Genomic DNA, 22515 nt, shown 5'->3' on the forward strand with positions numbered 1-22515 from the left:
AGAGCACGAAGTGCGATTGGTAAGAAAGCTACGACGTAGCTAGTAGGGATGAGGTCTAGTAAAAATACTAGACGCTATTTAGAAGGTTCAAAAATATGGTGATGATGGCATAAGGGATACACTTGTTCCCATACCGAACACAGAAGTTAAGCCTAACAACGCCGATGGTACTCGGAGGGCAACCTCCCGGGAGACTAGGTAGTCGCCAAACAAACCAGACTGGATATATTCCAGTCTTTTTTTGTATCTAAATTTATTTTAAATATAAGGATCAAGATTAAGGTAATGAATTATAGAAAATTTTGTAATAAATATGTGGATATGATAAAATTACTTTAGTAAATTAATTGATATAAGGAGTAGTTATGAACTCAAATAATAAAAGGATGTTATTAGCTTTGTTAATTTTTGCTGGCTTTCCAACAATAGTTTATGCAGATGTAGATGGTGATATATTAAATGGGACCAACTATTCAGAGGTAAAGACATATAATAGCAATTCTTATGACAATAATTCTAATAGTGAACCTAAAACCAATTCTGTAAGTATGAATGAAATAAATGAGGCTAGTTCTTATAGTGTAAAGGACAATGATGTAGTTTATTATAATGATAAAAATCTAGATGATGTTATAACAGAAGCTGGACTAAGTTATGACAAGGATAGGGTTAAGGCTCGTAAAGATGCGTTAACAAAAGGTGAAGATTTGCCAAGTTTTCCAAATGACTATGATAAACAAATAAAAGAAAAATATAACAGAGAAAATGAGGAAGCTAAGAAAAAAGCCCAAGAAGAATACGAAAGACAAAAAAGAGAGGAAGAAAAAAGAAAACAAGAATCTAATATGGATGTCACAAAACCATTGGTAAACTCAGATTATTATCCAAAAGTACCTATATATGATAAGGTAGTAGATATGAGTGTACATCAAACACCGAATGCTATAGATTATGATAAATTAGCTAGTTCAATTGATGGAGCTATTCTTAGAGCATCAATACGAAACAAGGATTTGGTTAACAGAAAAGATACAGCTGTAGAACGTCACTATCACGAGCTAAATAAAAGGGGGATTCCTCTAGGATTTTATCATTATTCCAGAGCTATAACAGAGGAAGAAGCTATAGCTGAGGCAAATTTTGTCCTAGACATAGTTAAAAATAAGAAAGTTTCACTACCAATATATATTGATATAGAGGATCATGATAGGCAGCTAAAATCTACCAAGAATCAAATATCAAAAGTAGCGGATGCTTTTTGTAAGGCAATTAGGAGGAATGGCTATGTAGCTGGTATCTATTCCTATCCATGGTTTGCGGGTGAATACTTAACTAAAGAAGTTAGAGATAATAACGAGTTCTGGATTGCAGAATGGAAAAAAGATCAAAAATATCCTAATTATAATAAGAGCCATTATGACTCATGGCAATATTCATCCACAGGTGGAGTAGACGGTTATAACTATGATATAGACAAAAATGTCTTGTACAGAGATTATCCTTTAATAATGACAGGGAAAACTCACAAAGGCTATGATAAAGTAGCAGCTGAAATAATTTCTGGAAAATGGGGCAATGGTCTAGAAAGACAGAAAAGACTAGAATATGCGGGATATAACTATAATCTAATCCAAGAATATGTGAATAAGCTGCTAAAATCTAATACTATATAATGAAAAGACTCACTTAGAAATTCCTAGGTGAGTTTATTTTTACTTGATTATAATAGATAAACATATACAGTAATTATTGAATTTAAATTTATAGAAGGAGTATTTTATGGCTGGAATTAAATATGATATAGTAGAAAATCTTGGAATTCTTTCAACTAATGCCAAGGGATGGACTAAGGAACTTAATCTAGTATCTTGGAATGAAAGGGATCCTAAGTATGATATTCGTGATTGGAATGAAGATCATACAAGAATGAGCAAGGGAATTACACTAACTACTGAAGAAGCTGAGGTTTTGAAAAATATTTTAGCTGATGAATTTAATTAATGAGAAGAGGGCAATTACATTATGTAATCGCCTTTTTTATTTGAAGCTTTTAATATGCTTATAATCTTGATTAAGACAAGTAAAAAAGTATATTTTATGAATGAAGAAGATTTATTTTGATTATGCAGCAACAAGCATAAAAAGAAAAAAAATTTTAGAAAATATATTAAAAAATGCAGAAAGTTTTGATGGCAACCCTGATTCCACTCATGCTTATGGAAGAGAAGCTAAGAAAATTCTAGAGGATTCCAGAAGAAAAATAGCTAAAAGCATAGGAGCAAATCCAAATCAAGTTATATTTACATCCGGCGCGAGCGAATCAAATAATACAGTTATAAATGCCTATAAAAATAATCATATAATATCAACGAATATTGAGCACGACTCTATATTAAATACATTAAGTGGTAAAAATGTATCATACCTAAAAGCAGATAGGGAAGGTATGGTTCACCTAGAAGATTTAAAAAAACTAATAAATGACGATACAAAACTAGTAATAGTGATGTTTGTAAACAATGAGATTGGAACTATTGAACCGGTCAAGGAAATTGGAGCTTATTTAAAAGATAAGCCAATTCATTTCCACGTCGATGCAGTCCAAGCTTACGGCCACATAGACATAGATGTTGATGAAATAGGATGTGACTCTATATCCTTGTCGGCCCATAAAGTTGGTGGGATAAATGGATTTGGAATTTTATATTTAAGAAATAATTTAAGCCCTCTAATTCTTGGAGGAGAGCAGGAAAAACATAGAAGGGCAGGGACATCCTTTACCATGGGAGCATATTCTATGGCCAAAGCTTTTGAAAAGACCCAAGAAGAAAGATCAAAGATAAAAGAACTTAAGGAATATTTTATAGATAATTTAAAAAATACTGGCCTTAACTATCAGATAAATGGAAGTTTGGAAAAATCATCTGACCATATAATAAATATATACTTTGCTGATTATAAGTCAGATTTTTTACTTACCTACCTTGATATGAACGGGGTATGCGCATCAGCAGGATCAGCTTGTAGGGCAGGTAGTTTCTTACCAAGCCATGTCATTTCAAATATGTATGATGAAAGTAGGGCGAATCACTCCATAAGATTTTCCTTTGGTTACCAAAATAATAAAGAAGAGATAGATAAGGTCATAGAAGTTTTATCAAATTTATAAAATCAGCCACGACGGCTGATTTTATTGTGCCTATATTTAAGGAAGATTTAAGATTAGTTTAAGTTTAAGCAAATGTTAGTAACTTATAATACTTATAAGGAGGAAGGAATATGCTAACAGTAAAGAACTTAAATAAAAAATTTGATGAAAAAATTATCTATCAAAATTTAAATCTTGAATTAAAAAAAGGAGAGATATTTGCTTTAATAGGGCCAAATGGGATTGGAAAGACCACACTTATTCGCATGATGCTTGGACTTGATAGAGCCTATGAAGGAGAGATTAGTAAAGGCCAATACAAAATTGGCTACAGTCCAGAAACTCCAGATTTTCCAGAAATCTTAACAGGCAAAGAATTATTAGACCTCATTAAATACCACCATGAATCAGAGGATAATATTGATCAATTGATGAAAAAAGTAGGTTTAAATCCAGCTAATAATACTAAAATTTTAAATTACTCCAAGGGGATGCTCCAAAGACTAGCAGTAGCTCAGTCACTGATTGGTGATCCTGATATAATTCTATTGGATGAACCTGCAAGTGGACTAGATTTTTTTGGACAGATGGCCATGCAAGATTTAATAAATGAACTAAAATCATCGGATAAATCTATACTTTTAAACTCTCATTTACTCTATGACGTAGAAAAAATAGCAGACAGAGGTCTTATAATTATGGGGTCTAAGGATTTTAAAGAATTTTCTAGGGATGACTTTAAGCAAAAACTACTTTCTCAAATATTTTTAGACTTTGCAAAGGAGATAGGTTATGAACCTCACTAAGTTACATATAAAAGAAAATTTGAGCAAATCATCATTTGTTATTTTCGCGATAATAGGATTAATAATTACATTTTTAGCTAGAGGGATGGAAGTCACTGCTCCTGGAATGAATACTAGTGGCGATATTGGTAGATACGGACTGCAATGGACGATTATAAGTTTAATATCTTCTTTGGCCGCAGTGACATTATCTTCAGGAAGCTTTAAAAAATATTTAACAAGTGATTTACCAGATATCTTAAGTGTCCATGGATTAAGTCTTAAAAAACAAATCAGTCAAATATTTAAAGCAGATGTTTTTATAAGTATGTTTATGGGCATATTGCTTCTAATAGGAATGCTTATAAATATTATAATACAAAGACCAAAAATAAGTCTGATAGGCTTTCTACTAGCCATATTAATTTATCTGTTTACTATATTTTTAGTAAATTTACTGATGGGCATTTTAAATTTACTATTCAATCCTGCAGCTGGGGCCTTATTTGGAATATTTTTTGTAATAATTGGTGTACTTAGAGGATTGTTAACTTTTATTTTAGAAATGCAAGGTGGCATTATTTCAGAAATTATGGTTAGGATTTTATATATATTCCCACCTATAGATGATTTTGGAAAGATTGCTCGTGATTTGTTTTTAGGAGAATTTACTAATATGAGATTACTAGTCCAATGCTTGCTTTATGTATGGATTTTAGTAGGTATATATTATTTAGCAAAGAAATGGAAGGTAGGAGATGAAAAATAAAATAATTTATTTCTTAGTTGGAGCTTTCCTAATAATTTTTAACTATCAAAATCGCATAACCACCATTGATGAAACTACCCTAGATTTAATAGAGGAAGTAAATACTTATAATACTGAAAAGCTATGGCCAGAGTTTAAAAATAAAGATTATATGAAAGATATTAGGTATAATTCTAATAAAGAGTTTAGATATGACCATGGGAAAATTATCAAAAAAACTTCAGACCAACCAGTAGCAAGTATTGAAGCTTTAAAAGAAGGAAACAAACCACTAATAAAGGCCGTACCCTTTGAAAAATTTAGGGATATTACTGACCAAGGAGCTTCTACAAATGCGAGCCTACAAAGTAAATATAAGTCAGTTATAATTCATGAATCCTTCCATTGCTTTCAAATGGAGCATGGGCTGAGCGAAGTGGTAGATATTCTAGATAATGATATTGATTATAATGACCCAGCTTATGATAAATTTATAATAGTCTGCAATAAGCTAGATGAGGATAAAACCTATAAGAAACTTTGGGAAGATGAGTATAGGGCTTTGCTATCCTTGTATGAAAATAAAGACCCAAACCCATATAAAAATGCTAGGGATAAGCGTTTATCTTATGTGAAAACAAATTTTCCCGATCATTATGATTATTTTGTAGAAATGGAAAATTATAAGGAATTTATAGAAGGAACAGCAAGATTTGTAGAGGAAAAATATATGGTTGCTATAGCAGATGATCCTTATATAAAATATAGTGATAGAGTTTTTAACAGTATTGATGAGTCATATTACTCGAAAGGCTCTTTAAAAGCTAAAATATTGGATAAACATTATCCAAGATGGAAAGAGAATTTAGATTTTAGTAGAAAGAATAATTTTGATCAAATGTTTAAAAAAAGAAATATTTTGTGAATGAGAAAATTTTAGTAGTTGATGATAATGATGAAATCTGTAATATAGTTACTCTTTATCTAGAAAATAGTAGTTTTAAAGTATTTGAAGCTAAAAATGGAAAAGAAGCATTAGAATTTTTAAAAAATGATAAAATCTCTTTGATGATACTTGATATAATGATGCCAGAAATGGATGGGATAGAAGTTTTAAAAACTATTGGCAATGACAGAGATTTTCCTATAATATTTTTATCAGCCAAATCCAGTGTAAAGGATAAGATAGAAGGTTTATATCTTGGTGCGGATGATTATTTAGCAAAACCCTTTGATCCAGCAGAGCTGGTGGCAAGGGTTATTGCGCTTTTAAGAAGAAATAACCACAGGTCTAATAATATTATAAAAGTAGGGAATTTAAGTTGGGATAAGGATAAAAGACTGATTTATAAGAATGGAAATGTTTTAAATCTACGTTCCAAAGAATATGAACTTTTAACAATGTTTATGACCACTCCTGGCAAAGTATTTACTAAGCAAGAAATATATGAAAACTTGTGGCAATCATATTATTTTGAAGACGATAATACAATCATGGTTCATATCTCAAATCTGAGAGAAAAAATAGAAGATAATCCTAGAAATCCAACAAAAATAATTACCATAAGAGGCCTAGGTTATATGCTTAGGAAAGAATAATGAATACAAAAAAAAATATTTTCAAGAACACTATTGTCTTTATAATAGTATTTATAATAGCAACTGCCTTATTTTTTATCAGCCTATCAAAAATTTTAAATGATAATACCTTTGATAATGTTTTTGGTGAATATATACCAATTTCTGATAATGTTGATGAAAGTTCATTAAATTGGGAAAAAATAGCAGAACTTGGCGGATCTGGCTTTGTAGTGGATGGTAATAAGGTAATAAGGACTTACAATAAAAATTATAACAAAGAATATTCAAATTCTGAGCTTTTAGATTTTGTAACTCTTGGCGAGGAGGGTCAAAGCACCTTTGTTTTTAATACCTATGATGGAAACAAGTTTTTTTTAAGCTATCCCAATGATAAGGTTTCGCCAACTATAAATTTTAATCTAAACAAGGGAGAAAGTACCCTTAAAAAAAATATATTAATATTTTTATTCTTAATTATTGGTGGTTATATTTTAATCATCTATTTCATAGTCCGCTGGCTATCCTATAAAATTAATAATGAACTAGCAGAAATCTATAAAAAACAAGAAAGAGATAGGGATCTTTTATTTAAAGGCATTGCGCATGATGTAAAAACTCCCCTAGCAGTTATATTATCTTATACTAAGGCATTGGATGAAAATCTAGTTATTAATGAAAAAAGAGAATCATATCTTAAGAGCATTGTAAGAAATGCAGCAATTTTAAATGATAGAGTAGATGAGCTCTTAGAATTTTCAAGTATTGATAACCTTACGATAGAAAAAGAAAATAAAGATATTTTAGAGCTTGTACGTAGATACGTTGGAGATAATTATTCTTATTTTTTAGACAATAAAGCTTATATAGAAATATTATTTGCTGAAAATGATAAATTTTTTGTAGATGTGGATTATAAGTTATTCCAAAGGTTACTTCAAAATTTAATCCAAAACTCCATAGACCATAATGAAAAAGATGCTATAATTACAATTGACTTTAAGGATGATAAACTTATTTTTAAGGACAATGGTAGAGGTATAGATTCTAAAGATATAGAAAATATTTTTGACCCTCTATTTACAGGAGATACAAGCCGTCAGCGGGAAAAACTTCGTGGCATGGGTCTTGCTAATGTTAAGAAGATTTGTGAGCTCCATAAATGGAAAATTTCCTATAAAGATGGCTTTGTAATCAGCTTTTAATATAGTATAGTGATTTTCTAGTATACAAGGAGGGGCTATGAAAGAAAAAAAGGATACGAAAGTAGTTGTAGGTATCAGTGGAGGGGTAGACTCCTCAGTAGCTGCACTACTTTTAAAAGAAGAAGGCTACGATGTAGTAGGAATATTTATGAAAAACTGGGATGATACGGATGAAAATGGTGTTTGTACTGCAGAAGTGGACTATGAAGACGCGGTAGCCGTTTCAAATCAAATAGGAATTCCTTATTATTCAATCAACTTTGAAAAAGAATACTACGACAGGGTTTTTACCTATTTTTTAGATGAATACAAAAAAGGTAGGACACCAAACCCAGATATAATGTGTAACAAAGAAATAAAATTCAAAGCATTTTTAGATTTTGCCAAATCATTGGGTGCAGATTATGTAGCTACAGGACATTATGCGAGAGCAGATAGGTCTAACGGCGAAACTGTTATGCTAAGAGGTGTTGATAATAATAAAGACCAAACATATTTCCTAAGTCAACTATCTCAAGAGCAAATCAAAGATGTGCTGTTTCCTGTTGGAGAATTGGAAAAGAAAGAAGTTAGGGAAATTGCCCACAAGTACAATTTGGCTACTGCTGACAAGAAAGATTCTACAGGTATTTGTTTTATAGGAGAAAGAGATTTTAACGAATTTCTTTCAAATTATCTCCCATCCCAACCAGGAAATATTGTCGATACTGAAGGAAATGTTTTAGGTAAACACGATGGACTGATGTTTCATACAATTGGCCAAAGAAGAGGCCTTGGTATTGGTGGAGAGGGTGAAGCTTGGTTTGTTTGTGGCAAGGACCTAAAGAATAATGAACTTATAGTTTGCCAAGGTAAGAATAATCCACTTTTATTCTCAAATAAGCTATATGCAAGTGAATTTTCTACAATAAGTGATAAAAAATGTCCAGAAGAATTCGATTGTACGGCTAAATTTAGGTATAGACAACAAGATATAAACGCCCATGTCAAAGTATTGGGTGAAGGCAAAGTCGAAGTAACTTATGATAAAACAAAGGCCGTAACTCCAGGACAAGCAGCTGTATTTTATCAAGGAGAAGTTTGCCTAGGTTCAGCTATAATTGATGAAGTCTACAATGATGATAAAAAATTAATGGTATAGGAAATTATTATGAAAAAATATTTGCTAGCTATAGGATTTGCCATTTTAAGTCTAGGCGTAAATGAATCTTATGCTTCTGATGTAGTTTATTATGATGACTCTGATTTAGATATGATATTTGAAGAAAATGATATCGAATATGATAAAAGAAAAGTATATGAAAGAAGGATAGAATATCTAAGGGAAGATGAAAATATAACAAATAGTGATGATCTAATAAGTGAGTATGAGAGAGAAATTGATAGATTAGACCGAGAAGAAGATAAAAACCAAGAAAATCAAACAGATAAGGAAATAGAAGTAGAAAACCACAGGAAAAACGAAGATCTAAATAAAGAAATATCAAATATTACTAGAGAAGAAATGAATAAGGTTGATGGTCTCTATCAAGTAGCAGTAAAAACTCTTGATGGAGATAGTGATGTTGACTTTTCTTATAGAAATACTAATGGTTCTTTGCCTTCTGCATCTACTATCAAGGTATTTATAGCAATAAGTGCCTATGAAAACATTGAAAGTGGAGATTTAAAGGAGACAAGTTCCTTAAAAAAAGATATACACTTGATGCTAAATAGATCTGATAACTATGCGACCAATAGAGTTATAGATGCTTTAGGTGGATTTTCTACAGTAAACAAAACAATCAAGAGATTGACAAATTCTAATAGAACCTCTCTAAACAGGAAATTAGCTTATTCTGGCAAAGAAAATATGGTCGATGTCGATGATTTAATTATAGCTATGGAAGAGTTAAATAATCCAAACATTATAAGCTTAGAAAGTGCTGAAAAAATCAAAAAATCTATGATAAATACTAACACAAGTACAAAAAAACTACTCGCAAATTTACCAGAATATGCAAGTGGAATAAATAAATCTGGTGAAAACCCTGACAGAGGTCAAGACTTAGATGTAGCTATAATTGACGTAGGTAGTACTAGATTTGCCTTGGCTGTTGCTATGAAAACTAACAAAATTTATGATAACCAAAATGAACTTAGGGTTCTTAGAAACATTGGTAGGAGAATTACAGAAGCTTTTTACAGGTTTGAGAATTAATAAGAGAGTTAAAATACTCTCTTTTTCTTTATAGGAATTTAATAGGCTAAGTGCTAGTATTAGCTTAAGGAGGAAGTTATGAATATCAAAAAAATAATTTTAGCATTGACCATAGTACTAGCAGGATTTTTTGGTTCAAATATATCTTTTGCTAGTGGTGAAACAATTATAGAGGATAATTTTATAGTAAAAGAAGTAAATGAAGAGGGAGTTACTTTAGAAAAAAAGGGCTACGAAGGAGACTTATATAGAGTAGATAAAAAAGAATTTAAACAGGACCCAAAAGTAGGGGAAGAATATATCATAAAACACAATGATATAATTTTACCTTCAAATCCGGCCCAATTTAACAAAATATATGAGATAAAAAAGGTTGAGGCTGGAAATAAACCTAGCAATAAAATATATTTTGGCATAGGACTTCTATTGGTGATTCTTTTCGCTTATTTTAGAATGAGGAAATAAAAAATGAGACTGTTTAATCTATGATATTTAGTAAGATTAAACAGTCTTTTTTAATTCAATATTAGATATCAACAGCCCTGATGACCTCATCAAGAGATGTCACACCATCTATTACTTTATCAAGCCCTTCAGCTAGCATTGATTTGAAATTATCATTCTTAAGTTTTTCTTTAATTTCTTCAGTATCTTGGTATCTGAGGATATTTCGAAGGTCTTCATCAATTACCAGAACTTCTGCTATGGCTTCACGACCGCGATAACCGTTTTTACATTTTTCACATCCATTTGGTCGGTAAATGACTTGATTTCTATCTATATTTTTGTAATTTTTAATAAACTCATATTCCTCATCTGTAAGAGTATCTTTTTTCTTGCAATCGCAAAGTTTTCTAACTAGCCTTTGACTAGCTAGTAGACTAATACTTGCATTTATTAAGTAGTCATCTACACCCAAATCTTTAAGCCTAACAATAGATGATAGGGCATCTTTTGTGTGTACGGTTGTGAGAACTAAATGTCCTGTAATTGCAGCTCTTATAGCAATTTCTGCAGTTTCTTTATCTCTAATTTCACCAATCATTATTATGTCTGGGTCTTGTCTTAGGATAGATCTTAAAGCAGTATCAAACGTTAGACCTATTTTTGGATTTATAGGAACTTGATTGATGCCCTCAATTTTGTATTCGACTGGATCTTCGACTGTGATTATGTTTTCGTAGCCAGTGTTTAATTTATTAAGCAAAGAATACAAAGAAGTAGTCTTGCCAGATCCAGTTGGTCCAGAAAATATTATCATCCCAGATTTTTTATTTAGGGTTTGTTCGATTTTTTCAATAGAATCCTTAGAAAATCCTAAGAGATTATTAGTTTTCTTAAATTCATTAATAGATAAAATTCTTAGGACGAGTTTTTCTCCGTTCACAGTATTTATAGTAGACAAGCGAAAATCAATATCTGGAAATTGGTCTATCTTAAGGTTAGCATCTTGGGGACGTCTTTTTTCTGCTATATCTACCTTGGCACTTAGCTTTATTTTAGTAATTAGCTTTTCATAATTTTCCCTTCTAAGCCTCATGTACTCAAATAAAGCTCCATCTATCCTAAATCTAATCTTGCCGTAATCTTCAAAAGCTTCTATATGAATATCACTTGCTCGTTTTTTGATAGCCTCACTAAACAATTCTATTAAAAAAATGTCGATATTTGTTTCAATATCTCTCTCGCTTATCATCAGTTGCTCCAATATTTTTCATCTAATGTTCTATAGCGGATAGCTTCTAGGAGGTGTTTTTGATTTATTTCTTCGCTTTGATCTAAATCAGCTATTGTTCTTGCCATCTTTATAACCTTGTTAAAAGACCTAACTGAAAAGTTGTATTTATTAAAGGCAAGCTTTGCAATTTTTTCAACTTCATCTGATAAGTGAATATATTTTTTCATTTGCTTGGTATTCAGTTCAGAGTTTGTTGAGATTTTCTCATCCTTGTATCGTATCGATTGAATTTCTCTTGCAATAGTTACTTCCCTTTTTAGCTCAGCTGAACTTTTTGATTTAGAATCATCTCTCAAATCATCATATTTTACAGGTTTTATTTCTATATGTATATCAATTCTGTCTAAAATTGGTGAAGATATTTTATTTAGGTATCGTCTGATTTCATTAAATGAACAAGTACATTCCTTTAATGGATTGCCGAAATTCCCACAAGGACAAGGATTCATAGCTGCTATCAAAATAAAATCTGCAGGATATTTTACAGAAGCTTGAGATCTTGCGATATTTATTTCCTTATTTTCCAAGGGTTCGCGGAGGGCTTCTATAACATTTTTTCTATATTCTGGAAATTCATCTAAGAGTAAGACTCCCTTGTGAGCTAAAGTTATTTCTCCAGGTCTAGGTACTGAATGACCTCCACCAATGAGGGCAACTTCGCTTGATGTGTGATGAGGTGATCTAAATGGTCTTTCGCTAACAAGATGGCCGCTTTCTAAAAGTCCCATGATGGAATATATTTTTGTTACTTCGACTTTTTCTTCAAAACTCATATCAGGAAGAATAGTTGGAAGGTGTTTAGCAGAAAAGGTCTTACCAGAACCAGGAGCTCCAATCATTAATACATTGTGGTTACCTGCTGCAGCAATTTGCAAAGCTCTTTTTAGACTTTCTTGTCCCTTGAGGTCTTTGAAATCATAGTCGTAAGAAATGCTATTATCAATTTTACTAAGGTCAATCTTATAAGGAGATTTCTCTTTTTCCTTATTTATAAAAGCTACTATTTCATTTATATTATCAAAAGGGTAGATATCTACATCAGAGATAATAGCACATTCATCTTTGTTACCATCTGCTATTATGAATTTAGTAAAACCAATTTGTCTCATAGCGATTATCATAGCGAGTGAGCCCTTTATAGGAACAATTCTTCCATCAAGAGATAACTCTCCTAAAAAAATATACTCATCATAAGGAAGGTTTATTACGCCCATTGATGCTAATAAAGAAATAGCAATAGGTAAGTCTAGCTGTGTTCCTTCCTTTTTTAGATCAGCTGGCGATAGATTTATTGTGATCCTACCTGCAGGAAATTTGTAGCCAGAATTAATAAGAGCTACCCTAACCCTATCTTTTGATTCTTTTATTGAAGAATCGGGTAGACCTACAATATTAAAGGAAGGTAGACCTGAGGTTATATCAGATTCAACCTCAACTAATTTGCCTTCTAATCCTATGAGAGTTGTCGTATTAGTTTTCGAATACATTTATATCTCCTAATCCTAATATTTTCTGGTATTTTAAAAAGTCTTCGTGAGGATTTGCTATGTAGGAAACATATTTTCCTTCCATATCAGTAAATCCTATGTAAGCACAGTGGAGCAATTGATGGTCTAAGTTAAAATTATGTTTTACATTTCCATAAACAGGATCTCCCAAGATAGGATGGTTTAAATGAGTCATATGGACTCTAATTTGATGGGTTCTACCTGTAACTATCTTAACCTTAACTAGAGAATAGTCATTAGTTTCTGCTACTACTTCATAATGGCTAATTGCCTTTCTTCCAGAAGAAGTAACAGCCATTTTTCTTCTATTGTGAGGGTCTCTATCCATAAAGGTCTCTATTGTATCAGATTTCTTATCAAAAGTTCCAAAAACTATGGCATAATAAATTTTATCTACTTTTCTAGTTTCAAACATCTTTTTAAAATACTTGTAAGATGTATTATTCTTAGTTATAGCAATAAGCCCTGTCGTATCCTTATCAAGCCTATGGACAATACCAGGTCTATCATCTCCTCCAATATGAGATAGGCCGTCGTATCCATATCTATCCAGAAGTCCATTTACCAAAGTCCCTGTAACTATTTTTCCAGCAGGATGGACTATAACATTAGAATCCTTGTCTATTATGGCGTAATCGTCATTTTCATAGACAACTTTCAAATCCATTGCTTCAGGGTCAATTGTAGGAACATGAAAGAGAGAGTCATCTATTTCTATTTCGTCTCCTTCTTTTAACTTAAAGCTTGGCTTAACTATTTTATCATTAACTTTTATTTTTTTATCTTTGATAAAGTCTTTAATCTTTTCCCTAGGGATTTCTTCTAGTTCGTCAGATATAAACTTATCAATTCTTATTATTTCATCTGCAATCATTATCATATTTTAATTATATCACAAAACTCATACATCCATGTAGCTTGCAAATACTTATGATTATCCTATAATTATATAGTGATTGATAATAGAGATTATAAAGGAGAGAAAATGAAATTTATTTCATGGAATATAGATTCTCTAAATGCAGCCTTGACTAGTGATTCAAATAGAGCTGTCATGTCTAGAGAAGTACTTGAAACAATAAAAAGAGAAGATGCTGATGTAATTGCCCTACAAGAGACCAAGCTTCCTAGCAGTGGACCTAGTAAGAAACACAAGGAGAAATTAGCTGAATTTTTCCCAGACTATGACTATGTTTGGACATGTTCTTGTGAGGGAGCTAGAAAATCTTATGCTGGAACAATGACCCTTTACAAAAAAGATTTAGATGTGATAGAGACTTTTCCTAAAATAGATGCGCCTGGAACAATGGATTTTGAAGGAAGAATTGTAACTTTGGAATTTGATGATTTTTATTTTACCCAAGTTTATACACCAAATGCAGGAAATGGACTAGTTAGACTAACTGATAGACAAATATGGGATGAAAAATATGCTGATTATTTAGAAGGGCTTGATAAAATAAAACCAGTAATTGCAAGTGGAGATTTCAATGTTGCTCATACTCCGATAGATCTTGCTCATCCTGAAAATAACCACATGTCACCAGGTTTTACAGATGAGGAAAGAGAAGGATTTACAAGACTTTTAGCTAGAGGTTTTACTGATACCTTTAGATTTTTAAACAAAGATTTAGAAGGAGCTTATACTTGGTGGGCTCAGAGAGTAAAAACAAGTAAGATAAACAATTCAGGCTGGAGGATTGACTATTTCTTAGTATCTGATAGGTTGATGGAAAGAGTAAAATCATCAACTATCATTGATTCTGGAGATAGACAAGACCATACTCCAATTATGCTTGAAATATAAAAATTAAGTTAGACTAGTGCTTGTCACTAGTTTTTGTTTTATAGAGATAAGTTATTACTTATTTTTAGTAATAGAAATAGAAAGATTCTTTGAGTATAATGGACAAAGATAAACTAAAAAAAGGAAGATTTATGGAAAATACTAATATACCAAAACATGTTGCCATAATTCTTGATGGAAATGGACGATGGGCAAAGAAAAGACTTATGCCTAGGACTTTCGGTCACAAGAATGGGGCAGACAATGTAGTAGACATTTGTCTATATGCTAAAGAAAGAGGAGTCAAGTATCTGAGTCTATATGCTTTTTCTACTGAAAATTGGAAAAGACCCGATGAAGAAGTTGGCTACCTAATGAAACTTGTCATTAAATTTATTAATGAAAAGATTGATATATTAATGAAAGAGAACTGTAAGTTATTGTTTTTAGGAGATTTGTCAAAGCTTCCAGAAGATACTAGAGAAATCTGCCTAAAAGGAATGGAAAAAACCTCTAAAAATGATGGTATTACTCTAAATATCGCTTTAAACTACGGTGGACGAGACGAGATAGTAAATGCCTTCAAAAAAATGCTAGATGATGGGGTAGATAGAACTGATATCACCGAGGAATTAATATCAGATTATCTATATACGAAAGGTCAACCTGATCCTGATTTATTGATTAGACCAGGTGGAGAGCTAAGACTTTCTAATTTTCTAATATATCAACTAGCTTATTCCGAGCTTTATTTCACTGATACCTTGTGGCCAGATTTTACTAGAGATTCTTTTGACCAAGCTTTGGAAGAATTTGCTAGGAGAAATCGTAGATATGGTGGTTTATAATGAATCTATTTAACAGAGCTATAGGTGGAGCCATAATACTTGCCCTACTTATATTGATTACTTATTTAGGTAGAATTTCCCTATCCATAGGGGTTATGATTTTTTCATTCATAGCACTTCATGAAATAAAGGAAGCTTTAGCTAAAATTGAGATAAAACTTCCAATCAAGCTTTTATATTTTACTAACACTTTGATAATGATAGCTGCGTTTATCAATAATTCTGATATCTATATTGCAAGCCTTGCATTTTCAGTCTTATTTATGCTTATGTATATAATATTTAAACCAAAATATAGTCTATACGATGGATTTGCGACTTCATTTGTAATGATGTATGTATCATTTTTGATGAGTCATATCCTAAGGATAAAAGATGTTAATTTTGTATGGTTACTTTATATCACAGCTTGGGGATCTGATACTTTTGCTTATCTTGTGGGATCATTGCTTGGCAGACACAAGATTGAAAAGATAAGTCATATTAGCCCTAACAAGACGATAGAAGGATCTATCGGTGGAATAATAGGAGCTTGCATATTAAATTCTATTTTCATAAACGAATTTCACTTGGGAGTAGAAATTTATGAGGTTGTTATATTTACTATAATTGCGGCTGTTTTATCTCAAATAGGAGATTTGATAGCTTCATATATTAAAAGGAAAACTGGTGTTAAAGACTTTGGTAACATTATCAGAGGCCATGGGGGAATATTGGATAGGTTTGATTCTATGCTATTTATTGCCCCAGTTTTATACCTTTTTTCTAGGTTATAAGGAGATTTGATGATTAAAATTTTAATAGCTATATTTATGTTCCTTTTTCTAATTTTGATTCACGAATTTGGACATTTTATAGTTGCAAAATTGTCTGGCATAAAGGTTAATGAATTTGCCATAGGCATGGGGCCGGCAATTTTTACTAAACAAAAAGGAGAAACACTTTATTCACTAAGAGCTATTCCAATGGGTGGATATTGTGCTATGGAAGGTGAAGATGACGAAAGCAACGATCCAAGAAGCTATGATAGGGCAAGGCCAATAAATAAATTTCTAACTATCCTTGCAGGCCCTGTTATGAATCTTTTACTTGCTAGCATAATATTTTTCATAGTTGGACTAAACACTGGAATTACTACAACAAGTATTGGCAACTTCACCGACAATTCTCCAGCCAAAGAAGCTGGTATGGAAGTTGGAGATGAGATTATAGAAGTAAATCATACAAAGATAGAAAATTTCCCAGAGATATCCCAAATAGTAAATGAATACTACAAGGATAAGGATATTAGTGAACCAATAGAGGTTAAAGTTTATAGAGAAAGTTCTAATGAGGAAATGACCTTCGACATAAAACCTCAAAAGGAAAACGGTAATGTGTTTTTTGGAGTAGAATCTAAGCTTAGAAAGGCTAGTTTCTTTGAAGCAATCAAGCTAGGATTTATAGAAACTGGTAAAAATATTGCACTGATTTTTATTATCTTAGGTAGATTATTTACAGGTGAAATTGCAGTATCAGCCTTATCTGGACCTGTAGGAGTTGTAAAAGAACTTGGCAATCAAGCACAAAATGGATTAATGAGTCTCTTATATTTTCTAGGTTATATTAGTGTAAACCTTGGTGTATTTAATCTATTGCCAATACCAGCTCTTGATGGTTCCAAACTTGTAAGCTCTATTTATGAGATGATTACAGGAAAAAGAATCAACAAAAAATTAGAAGAAAAAGTGACCATAGTAGGTTTTGTCCTTTTAATAGGACTTATAATCCTAATTTCAATAAAAGATATAATTTCATTATTCTAAAGGAGAAAAAATGAGAAAAAAAACTAGAAAGATTTATGTAGGAGATGTTGCAGTAGGAGGCGACTCTCCTATTTCTGTTCAATCCATGACAACAGCAAAGACAAGTGATGTAGATAGTGTCGTTGAGCAAATTAATGCTTTAGAAAAAGCAGGTTGCGATATAGCAAGATCTGCAATTAACTCTATAGAAGATGCCGAAGCTATAAGAGAAATTAAAAAAAGAGTAAATCTACCACTAGTAGCTGATATCCAATTTGATTACAAATTGGCACTAGCTGCAGTTGAAAATGGTTGCGATTGCCTTAGATACAATCCAGGTAATATTGGTGGATCTGATAAGGTGAAACTTCTTGTAGAAAAATGCAAGGAGAAAAATATACCTATAAGAATTGGTGTAAACTCAGGTTCTATATCAAGAGAGATTGTAGATAAATTCGGAGGAGTTAATGCTGATTCCTTGGTAGCATCTGCACTTGAAGAAGTGAAAATATTAGAAGATCTTGATTTTAGGGATATAAAAATATCTGTAAAATCATCTGATGTAAACACAATGATAGATGCCTACAGAAAATTATCAGAAAAAGTAGATTATCCACTTCACCTAGGTGTTACAGAAGCAGGTCCTTTGTATCAAGCACTTGTAAAATCATCAATAGGAATTGGTAGTCTACTAAAAGACGGAATAGGCGATACTATAAGAGTCTCTATAACTGGAGATATCCTAGAAGAAGTTAAGGCGGGAAAAGCAATCCTAAAAGCTCTTAATCTCAGAACAGATGGACTAGACATTGTATCATGTCCAACATGCTCAAGAACAACAGTCGACCTTCCTAAAATTGTAAAAGAAGTAGAAGAAAAGACAAACGGTTTGGATGTTTCATCAAAAGTTGCAATAATGGGTTGCCCTGTAAATGGACCAGGAGAAAGTAAAGAAGCCGATTATGGAATATCTGCTGCCAATGGTATGGGATTTTTATTTAAAAATGGAAAGACAATCAAGAAAGTTAAAGAAGAGGAAATAGTAGATACATTAATAGAAGTATTACAAGAAAGCAAGAACAATGAAAATTGATCTAGCAGATTTAATTGATATTGATAGTAATAATTTCTTTGTAACTGAGGCGATTTTTTACCAAAAAACAAATATATTAAGTCTAGAAATAGAAGGCAACACTTATAATTTCACCAGAGAAGATAGAGAAAAACTATACGATTATTTTTCCTTTGTAAATCTTGAGATAAATATAAGAAGAAAAGAAGATTATCAAGAGTTAGAAACTGGTAATAATGAACTTTCTCTAAGTGACATAGATCAATCTAGAGAAGATGTTGAAGATAGCCTAAGTGAAGCTGAGCTTCTAATCAAGCAAAGAGAAAAAAGAATTGACGATCAAATAAAATCAGCTATTCAAAATAGAGAAGAAGAAAAAAAAGAAGAAATAAAGGTTGAAAATATCAACTTTGGTAGAAAAATAAAAAACGATGTTATAAATATCAAGGATATTTACGGCCTAAAGGGTGTAGCTACAGCTTTAATTGGAAAGGTCTATGGACTTAGTGTTCTTGAAACAAAAAATGGATATTTTATCTATACCTTTGACCTAGAAGATAAAACAGACGCTATATCTTGTAAACTCTTTGCCAATAAAAAAAATAACTTCAAATTGCAACAATTTAGCGAGGGATCAGAGGTCATGGTTGAAGGTGTCCTAAACTACGACAAGTTCTCTCAAGAAGATGTATTTACTATAAATGCTATGGTTGATGCTACCTTGGGCAAACACACTGATACAGCCTTAGATAAGAGAGTTGAGCTAGAAGTTCATACAAAAATGACAAACCTTGATGGCTTTGTAGACAATAAAGACCTAATAAACACATTAAAATCATGGAAGATGGATGCTGTTGGTATTACAGATACAGAAACTCTCCAAGCCTTGCCAGATTTATATGATGCTTTAAGCAAAGAAGGCATAAGAATGTTACCTGGTGCGGAGCTTTTATTGGTAGAAGATGAGCTTAGAGTTTTGACTAACCTATCTGATAAGAATATTCCTGATGTTTCTGACATAAAAGATACATCATTCGTTGTATTCGACTTGGAAACAACAGGTTTATCTAAATATAAGGATAGAATAACAGAAATAGGTGCAGTCAAAGTTGAAAATGGAAAGATAACCGAAGAATACAACCAACTTGTCAATCCAGAAATGGTGATATCAGAAAAAATAACAGATATAACTGGAATCACAAATGAAATGGTGGAGGATTGTCCTAAGATTGATGAGGTTATGAAGGATTTCTTGAAATTTTGTGGAGATTCTATACTGGTAGGTCAAAATACTGATTTCGATGTTGGATTTATCAAGGAAAACTGTTTTAGAATGGGGATAGAATTTAACCCTTTATATCTAGATACCTTGCCAATGGCAAGAGCATTATTTTCTGATATGAAGAAATTCTCCTTAGATAAGATTGCAAGAAAACTAGAAATACCAGCCTTTAACCACCACAGGGCAAGTGACGATGCACGAGCAACTGCCCAAATATTTATCAAGATGTTTGATAGAATTATGAAAATGGATGGCATAAGTCTTTCAAATATAAATGAGCTAAAAAGCTACTGGCCAAAGGCAAAACATGAGTATTTTTCTGTTACAGTTTATGCTAAAAATAAAACTGGCCTTAAAAATCTTTATAAATTAATTTCTGAATCTAGGATGAATCACTTTAATAACGAAGCAAAGACTCCAATTTCTGCTCTTGAAAAATACAGAGAAGGTCTAATAGTTGGATCTGGTGGAGATGAAGGAATATTATTTTCTTATCTTGCCCAAGGTAGAAATAAAAGTGATATTAATAAAATACTAGACATGTTTGATTTCTACCAATTAGCACCCCTAGGAGTGTTCAGTGATGAAATAAATAAGGGTAGACTTCGTGACTTTGACCAAGTTAGACAAATAAATAAAAATATTTTAGCTATGGCAAAGGAAGATAATAAACTTGCTGTAGCAACAGGTGCTGTTAGATACCTTGAAAAGGACGATTATATCTTAAGAAATATCCTCCATAAGGGGCAATATTTTAAATATCATGAGTCAGAACCCTTGTATTATTTTAGAACAACCAAAGAAATGCTTGATGAGTTTTCTTATCTAGATCCGCTTGACCAAGAAGATGTAGTAATTAGAAATCCAAAGAAAATAGTAGAATTGATCGAAGATATTAGACCAATTCCTAAGGGAACTTTCCCACCAAAGATTGCAGGTTCAGATAAAGAACTAAGAGAAACTTGCTTTAATAAAGCACATTCAATCTATGGCGATCCTCTACCTAAAATAGTAGAGGATAGACTAAATAGAGAGCTTAATTCAATTATATCTAATGGATATGCGGTTCTTTATATAATCGCCAAAAAGCTTGTAGGAAAATCAAATGACGATGGATACTTGGTAGGATCTAGAGGATCTGTAGGTTCATCATTTGCAGCGACAATGGCTGATATCACCGAAGTAAATCCTCTATCTCCACATTATGTATGTCCATCTTGTAAACATTCAGAGTTTTTTGAAGATGACCTTTTGGGAGCAGGAATAGATTATCCAGATAAGGCCTGCCCAGAATGTGGAACAATGATGAAAAAAGACGGGCACAATATTCCGTTTGAAGTATTCTTAGGATTTGAAGGAGACAAGGAACCGGATATAGACTTAAACTTTGCTGGAGAATATCAACCAACCATTCACAAATATACAGAAGAATTGTTTGGTGAAGGAAAAGTATTTAGAGCAGGAACAATTGGAGCTATCCAAGATAATACTGCCTTTGGATATATCAAAAAATATAGCGAAGATTATAATGTAGAATTTACCAATGCGCAGATAAGAAAGATTCAAAGGGGACTAAAGGATGTCAAAAGAACGACAGGTCAACATCCGGGTGGACTAATTGTCGTACCTGATGATATAGAGATTTTCGATATTTGTCCAATCCAATATCCTGCTGATGATGGCAGAGGAGATATAAAGACTACTCACTTTACTTATAACATGATGCATGAGACCCTCTTAAAACTTGACCTATTAGGTCACGATGTACCGTCAATTATTAGGGCACTTCAAGATTTGACTGGTACAAATCCACTTGAAATAACTATGGGAGATCCAAAGGTGATGAAGATTTTCTCATCTACCGAAACATTGGATATAAAACATGATTTTTCCAACAATGAAATAGGAACTCTAGGCATACCAGAATTTGGTACAAACTTCGTTAGAGGAATGTTAAAAGATGCCTACCCAACAAAGTTTTCAGAAATGACTAGAATATCAGGCCTATCTCACGGAACTGACGTGTGGCTTAATAATGCCCAAGACCTTGTTAGAAATGGAACGGCAAGCTTTGATGAAATTATTTCAACTCGTGATGATATAATGAACGCCCTAATCCAACAAGGATTAGATAAGAAAAAATCATTCTCAATAATGGAAAAAGTTAGAAAAGGAAAACCACTTTCAGATGAAATTCTATCCTATATGAGGGAAAATAACGTACCAGAATGGTACATAGAATCATGTCTTAAGATTCAATATCTTTTCCCAAAGGCTCATGCGGTTGCCTATTGTCTAATGAGCTATAGGATAGCTTATTACAAGGTGTATTACCCAGAAGCTTTCTACGCGACTTATTACAATACAAAAATTAATGACTTCAAATACTCAACCATCATAAAAGGGCTAGAAAGCATCCAAAAAGCATTGGATGAAGTAAGAGATAGTTTCGACTTATCTCAAAGAGATAAGCAAATTAGAACAGTCTTAGAAGTTGCAGAAGAAATGGCAGCAAGAGATATAAAATTAGAAAGGGCTGATATATACAAATCTGACGCCACCAAATTTTTACTAAGCGATAGAAAAGGCTACATCCTTCCACCCTTATCATCAGTAGATGATGTAAGTGAAGCTATGGCATACGACATAGTAAGAGAAAGAGATAAGGGAGAATTTATATCTATAGAAGATTTAAAACAAAGGACTTCAGTAAATAAAAACGCCCTAAATAGCCTAAAATCGCTGGGAATAATAGAAGGAATCCAAGAAAAAAACCAAATGTCTTTATTTGATGGATTGTTTTAACAAAAAAGGAGCAAAATATATGCTCCTT

General features: G+C 32.2%; 20 protein-coding genes and 1 rRNA gene. 18 read left to right on the forward strand and 3 right to left on the reverse strand.

Going from position 1 to position 22515, the window contains the following annotated elements:
* The first annotated feature begins 94 nt into the window (after positions 1 to 94).
* From rrf to E0D87_RS06120, 12 genes are all read left to right on the forward strand, one after another.
* Positions 95 to 211 (forward strand): 5S ribosomal RNA (rrf, locus tag E0D87_RS06065).
* Between the two features lie 154 nt (positions 212 to 365).
* Positions 366 to 1673 (forward strand): GH25 family lysozyme, encoded by a 1308-nt coding sequence (locus E0D87_RS06070; RefSeq protein ID WP_130819747.1) that lies wholly within the window; start codon positions 366 to 368, stop codon positions 1671 to 1673.
* A gap of 106 nt (positions 1674 to 1779) precedes the next feature.
* Entirely contained in the window at positions 1780 to 2001 is a 222-nt protein-coding gene (locus tag E0D87_RS06075) for a YdbC family protein (protein ID WP_004834313.1), read from the forward strand.
* A 100-nt stretch (positions 2002 to 2101) separates the two neighbouring features.
* Positions 2102 to 3169, forward strand: a complete 1068-nt coding sequence (locus E0D87_RS06080) for a cysteine desulfurase family protein (RefSeq protein ID WP_004834319.1) — start codon at positions 2102 to 2104, stop codon at positions 3167 to 3169.
* Between the two features lie 110 nt (positions 3170 to 3279).
* Positions 3280 to 3954: an ABC transporter ATP-binding protein gene (locus E0D87_RS06085; RefSeq protein WP_130819748.1), complete on the forward strand. Its 675-nt coding sequence runs from the start codon at positions 3280 to 3282 to the stop codon at positions 3952 to 3954.
* Positions 3941 to 4702, forward strand: coding sequence for a hypothetical protein (locus E0D87_RS06090; protein WP_130819749.1), 762 nt, complete (start codon positions 3941 to 3943; stop codon positions 4700 to 4702). The genes E0D87_RS06085 and E0D87_RS06090 overlap by 14 nt, the downstream gene beginning before the upstream one ends.
* Complete coding sequence (locus tag E0D87_RS06095; protein WP_130819750.1) at positions 4692 to 5606, forward strand: hypothetical protein; 915 nt, start codon at positions 4692 to 4694, stop codon at positions 5604 to 5606. Before E0D87_RS06090 ends, E0D87_RS06095 begins: the two co-directional genes overlap by 11 nt.
* Complete coding sequence (locus E0D87_RS06100) at positions 5603 to 6280, forward strand: response regulator transcription factor (protein ID WP_130819751.1); 678 nt, start codon at positions 5603 to 5605, stop codon at positions 6278 to 6280. The genes E0D87_RS06095 and E0D87_RS06100 overlap by 4 nt, the downstream gene beginning before the upstream one ends.
* Positions 6280 to 7464, forward strand: coding sequence for a sensor histidine kinase (locus E0D87_RS06105; protein ID WP_004834466.1), 1185 nt, complete (start codon positions 6280 to 6282; stop codon positions 7462 to 7464). The genes E0D87_RS06100 and E0D87_RS06105 overlap by 1 nt, the downstream gene beginning before the upstream one ends.
* 37 nt (positions 7465 to 7501) lie before the next feature.
* Positions 7502 to 8605 (forward strand): tRNA 2-thiouridine(34) synthase MnmA, encoded by a 1104-nt coding sequence (gene mnmA, locus E0D87_RS06110; RefSeq protein ID WP_130819752.1) that lies wholly within the window; start codon positions 7502 to 7504, stop codon positions 8603 to 8605.
* A 9-nt stretch (positions 8606 to 8614) separates the two neighbouring features.
* Positions 8615 to 9664: a serine hydrolase gene (locus E0D87_RS06115; RefSeq protein WP_130819753.1), complete on the forward strand. Its 1050-nt coding sequence runs from the start codon at positions 8615 to 8617 to the stop codon at positions 9662 to 9664.
* A gap of 78 nt (positions 9665 to 9742) precedes the next feature.
* Positions 9743 to 10129: a hypothetical protein gene (locus tag E0D87_RS06120; protein ID WP_004834369.1), complete on the forward strand. Its 387-nt coding sequence runs from the start codon at positions 9743 to 9745 to the stop codon at positions 10127 to 10129.
* A gap of 61 nt (positions 10130 to 10190) precedes the next feature.
* On the opposite strand, the gene E0D87_RS06125 is transcribed toward E0D87_RS06120, so the two are convergent.
* The 3 genes from E0D87_RS06125 to E0D87_RS06135 are packed head-to-tail and all read right to left on the reverse strand — an operon-like array spanning position 10191 to position 13790.
* Positions 10191 to 11360: a GspE/PulE family protein gene (locus E0D87_RS06125; RefSeq protein ID WP_130819754.1), complete on the reverse strand. Its 1170-nt coding sequence runs from the start codon at positions 11358 to 11360 to the stop codon at positions 10191 to 10193.
* Entirely contained in the window at positions 11360 to 12889 is a 1530-nt protein-coding gene (locus E0D87_RS06130) for a YifB family Mg chelatase-like AAA ATPase (RefSeq protein WP_004834519.1), read from the reverse strand. Before E0D87_RS06130 ends, E0D87_RS06125 begins: the two co-directional genes overlap by 1 nt.
* Positions 12873 to 13790, reverse strand: a complete 918-nt coding sequence (locus E0D87_RS06135) for an RluA family pseudouridine synthase (protein ID WP_130819755.1) — start codon at positions 13788 to 13790, stop codon at positions 12873 to 12875. The genes E0D87_RS06130 and E0D87_RS06135 overlap by 17 nt, the downstream gene beginning before the upstream one ends.
* A gap of 105 nt (positions 13791 to 13895) precedes the next feature.
* Here E0D87_RS06135 and E0D87_RS06140 point away from each other — a divergent pair, with 105 nt between their 5' ends.
* From E0D87_RS06140 to E0D87_RS06165, 6 genes are all read left to right on the forward strand, one after another.
* On the forward strand, positions 13896 to 14717 hold the full coding sequence (locus E0D87_RS06140; protein WP_130819756.1) for an exodeoxyribonuclease III: 822 nt from the start codon (positions 13896 to 13898) through the stop codon (positions 14715 to 14717).
* 131 nt (positions 14718 to 14848) lie between these two features.
* Positions 14849 to 15544: an isoprenyl transferase gene (locus E0D87_RS06145; protein ID WP_242618448.1), complete on the forward strand. Its 696-nt coding sequence runs from the start codon at positions 14849 to 14851 to the stop codon at positions 15542 to 15544.
* Complete coding sequence (locus E0D87_RS06150) at positions 15544 to 16320, forward strand: phosphatidate cytidylyltransferase (protein WP_130819758.1); 777 nt, start codon at positions 15544 to 15546, stop codon at positions 16318 to 16320. The genes E0D87_RS06145 and E0D87_RS06150 overlap by 1 nt, the downstream gene beginning before the upstream one ends.
* A 9-nt stretch (positions 16321 to 16329) precedes the next feature.
* On the forward strand, positions 16330 to 17349 hold the full coding sequence (gene rseP, locus E0D87_RS06155; RefSeq protein WP_130819759.1) for an RIP metalloprotease RseP: 1020 nt from the start codon (positions 16330 to 16332) through the stop codon (positions 17347 to 17349).
* A gap of 10 nt (positions 17350 to 17359) precedes the next feature.
* On the forward strand, positions 17360 to 18421 hold the full coding sequence (gene ispG, locus E0D87_RS06160) for a flavodoxin-dependent (E)-4-hydroxy-3-methylbut-2-enyl-diphosphate synthase (protein WP_130819760.1): 1062 nt from the start codon (positions 17360 to 17362) through the stop codon (positions 18419 to 18421).
* Positions 18411 to 22487, forward strand: a complete 4077-nt coding sequence (locus E0D87_RS06165) for a PolC-type DNA polymerase III (RefSeq protein WP_130819761.1) — start codon at positions 18411 to 18413, stop codon at positions 22485 to 22487. The genes ispG and E0D87_RS06165 overlap by 11 nt, the downstream gene beginning before the upstream one ends.
* The last annotated feature ends 28 nt before the right edge of the window (positions 22488 to 22515 follow it).

This window comes from Anaerococcus vaginimassiliensis, from assembly GCF_900626155.1.
Taxonomy (GTDB): Bacteria; Bacillota; Clostridia; order Tissierellales; family Peptoniphilaceae; genus Anaerococcus; species Anaerococcus vaginimassiliensis.

Excerpts from the sequence above, each read along its gene's own strand:
- E0D87_RS06140 (WP_130819756.1), top strand. The coding sequence starts at position 13,896 with ATGAAATTTATTTCATGGAATATAGATTCTCTAAATGCAGCCTTGACT.
- E0D87_RS06075 (WP_004834313.1), top strand. The coding sequence starts at position 1,780 with ATGGCTGGAATTAAATATGATATAGTAGAAAATCTTGGAATTCTTTCA.
- E0D87_RS06145 (WP_242618448.1), top strand. The coding sequence starts at position 14,849 with ATGGAAAATACTAATATACCAAAACATGTTGCCATAATTCTTGATGGA.
- E0D87_RS06095 (WP_130819750.1), top strand. The coding sequence starts at position 4,692 with ATGAAAAATAAAATAATTTATTTCTTAGTTGGAGCTTTCCTAATAATT.
- E0D87_RS06165 (WP_130819761.1), top strand. The coding sequence starts at position 18,411 with ATGAAAATTGATCTAGCAGATTTAATTGATATTGATAGTAATAATTTC.
- E0D87_RS06085 (WP_130819748.1), top strand. The coding sequence starts at position 3,280 with ATGCTAACAGTAAAGAACTTAAATAAAAAATTTGATGAAAAAATTATC.
- E0D87_RS06150 (WP_130819758.1), top strand. The coding sequence starts at position 15,544 with ATGAATCTATTTAACAGAGCTATAGGTGGAGCCATAATACTTGCCCTA.
- mnmA (WP_130819752.1), top strand. The coding sequence starts at position 7,502 with ATGAAAGAAAAAAAGGATACGAAAGTAGTTGTAGGTATCAGTGGAGGG.
- E0D87_RS06080 (WP_004834319.1), top strand. The coding sequence starts at position 2,102 with ATGAAGAAGATTTATTTTGATTATGCAGCAACAAGCATAAAAAGAAAA.
- E0D87_RS06125 (WP_130819754.1), bottom strand. The coding sequence starts at position 11,360 with ATGATAAGCGAGAGAGATATTGAAACAAATATCGACATTTTTTTAATA.
- E0D87_RS06130 (WP_004834519.1), bottom strand. The coding sequence starts at position 12,889 with ATGTATTCGAAAACTAATACGACAACTCTCATAGGATTAGAAGGCAAA.
- E0D87_RS06115 (WP_130819753.1), top strand. The coding sequence starts at position 8,615 with ATGAAAAAATATTTGCTAGCTATAGGATTTGCCATTTTAAGTCTAGGC.
- E0D87_RS06070 (WP_130819747.1), top strand. The coding sequence starts at position 366 with ATGAACTCAAATAATAAAAGGATGTTATTAGCTTTGTTAATTTTTGCT.
- ispG (WP_130819760.1), top strand. The coding sequence starts at position 17,360 with ATGAGAAAAAAAACTAGAAAGATTTATGTAGGAGATGTTGCAGTAGGA.
- rseP (WP_130819759.1), top strand. The coding sequence starts at position 16,330 with ATGATTAAAATTTTAATAGCTATATTTATGTTCCTTTTTCTAATTTTG.
- E0D87_RS06105 (WP_004834466.1), top strand. The coding sequence starts at position 6,280 with ATGAATACAAAAAAAAATATTTTCAAGAACACTATTGTCTTTATAATA.
- E0D87_RS06090 (WP_130819749.1), top strand. The coding sequence starts at position 3,941 with ATGAACCTCACTAAGTTACATATAAAAGAAAATTTGAGCAAATCATCA.
- E0D87_RS06135 (WP_130819755.1), bottom strand. The coding sequence starts at position 13,790 with ATGATAATGATTGCAGATGAAATAATAAGAATTGATAAGTTTATATCT.
- E0D87_RS06120 (WP_004834369.1), top strand. The coding sequence starts at position 9,743 with ATGAATATCAAAAAAATAATTTTAGCATTGACCATAGTACTAGCAGGA.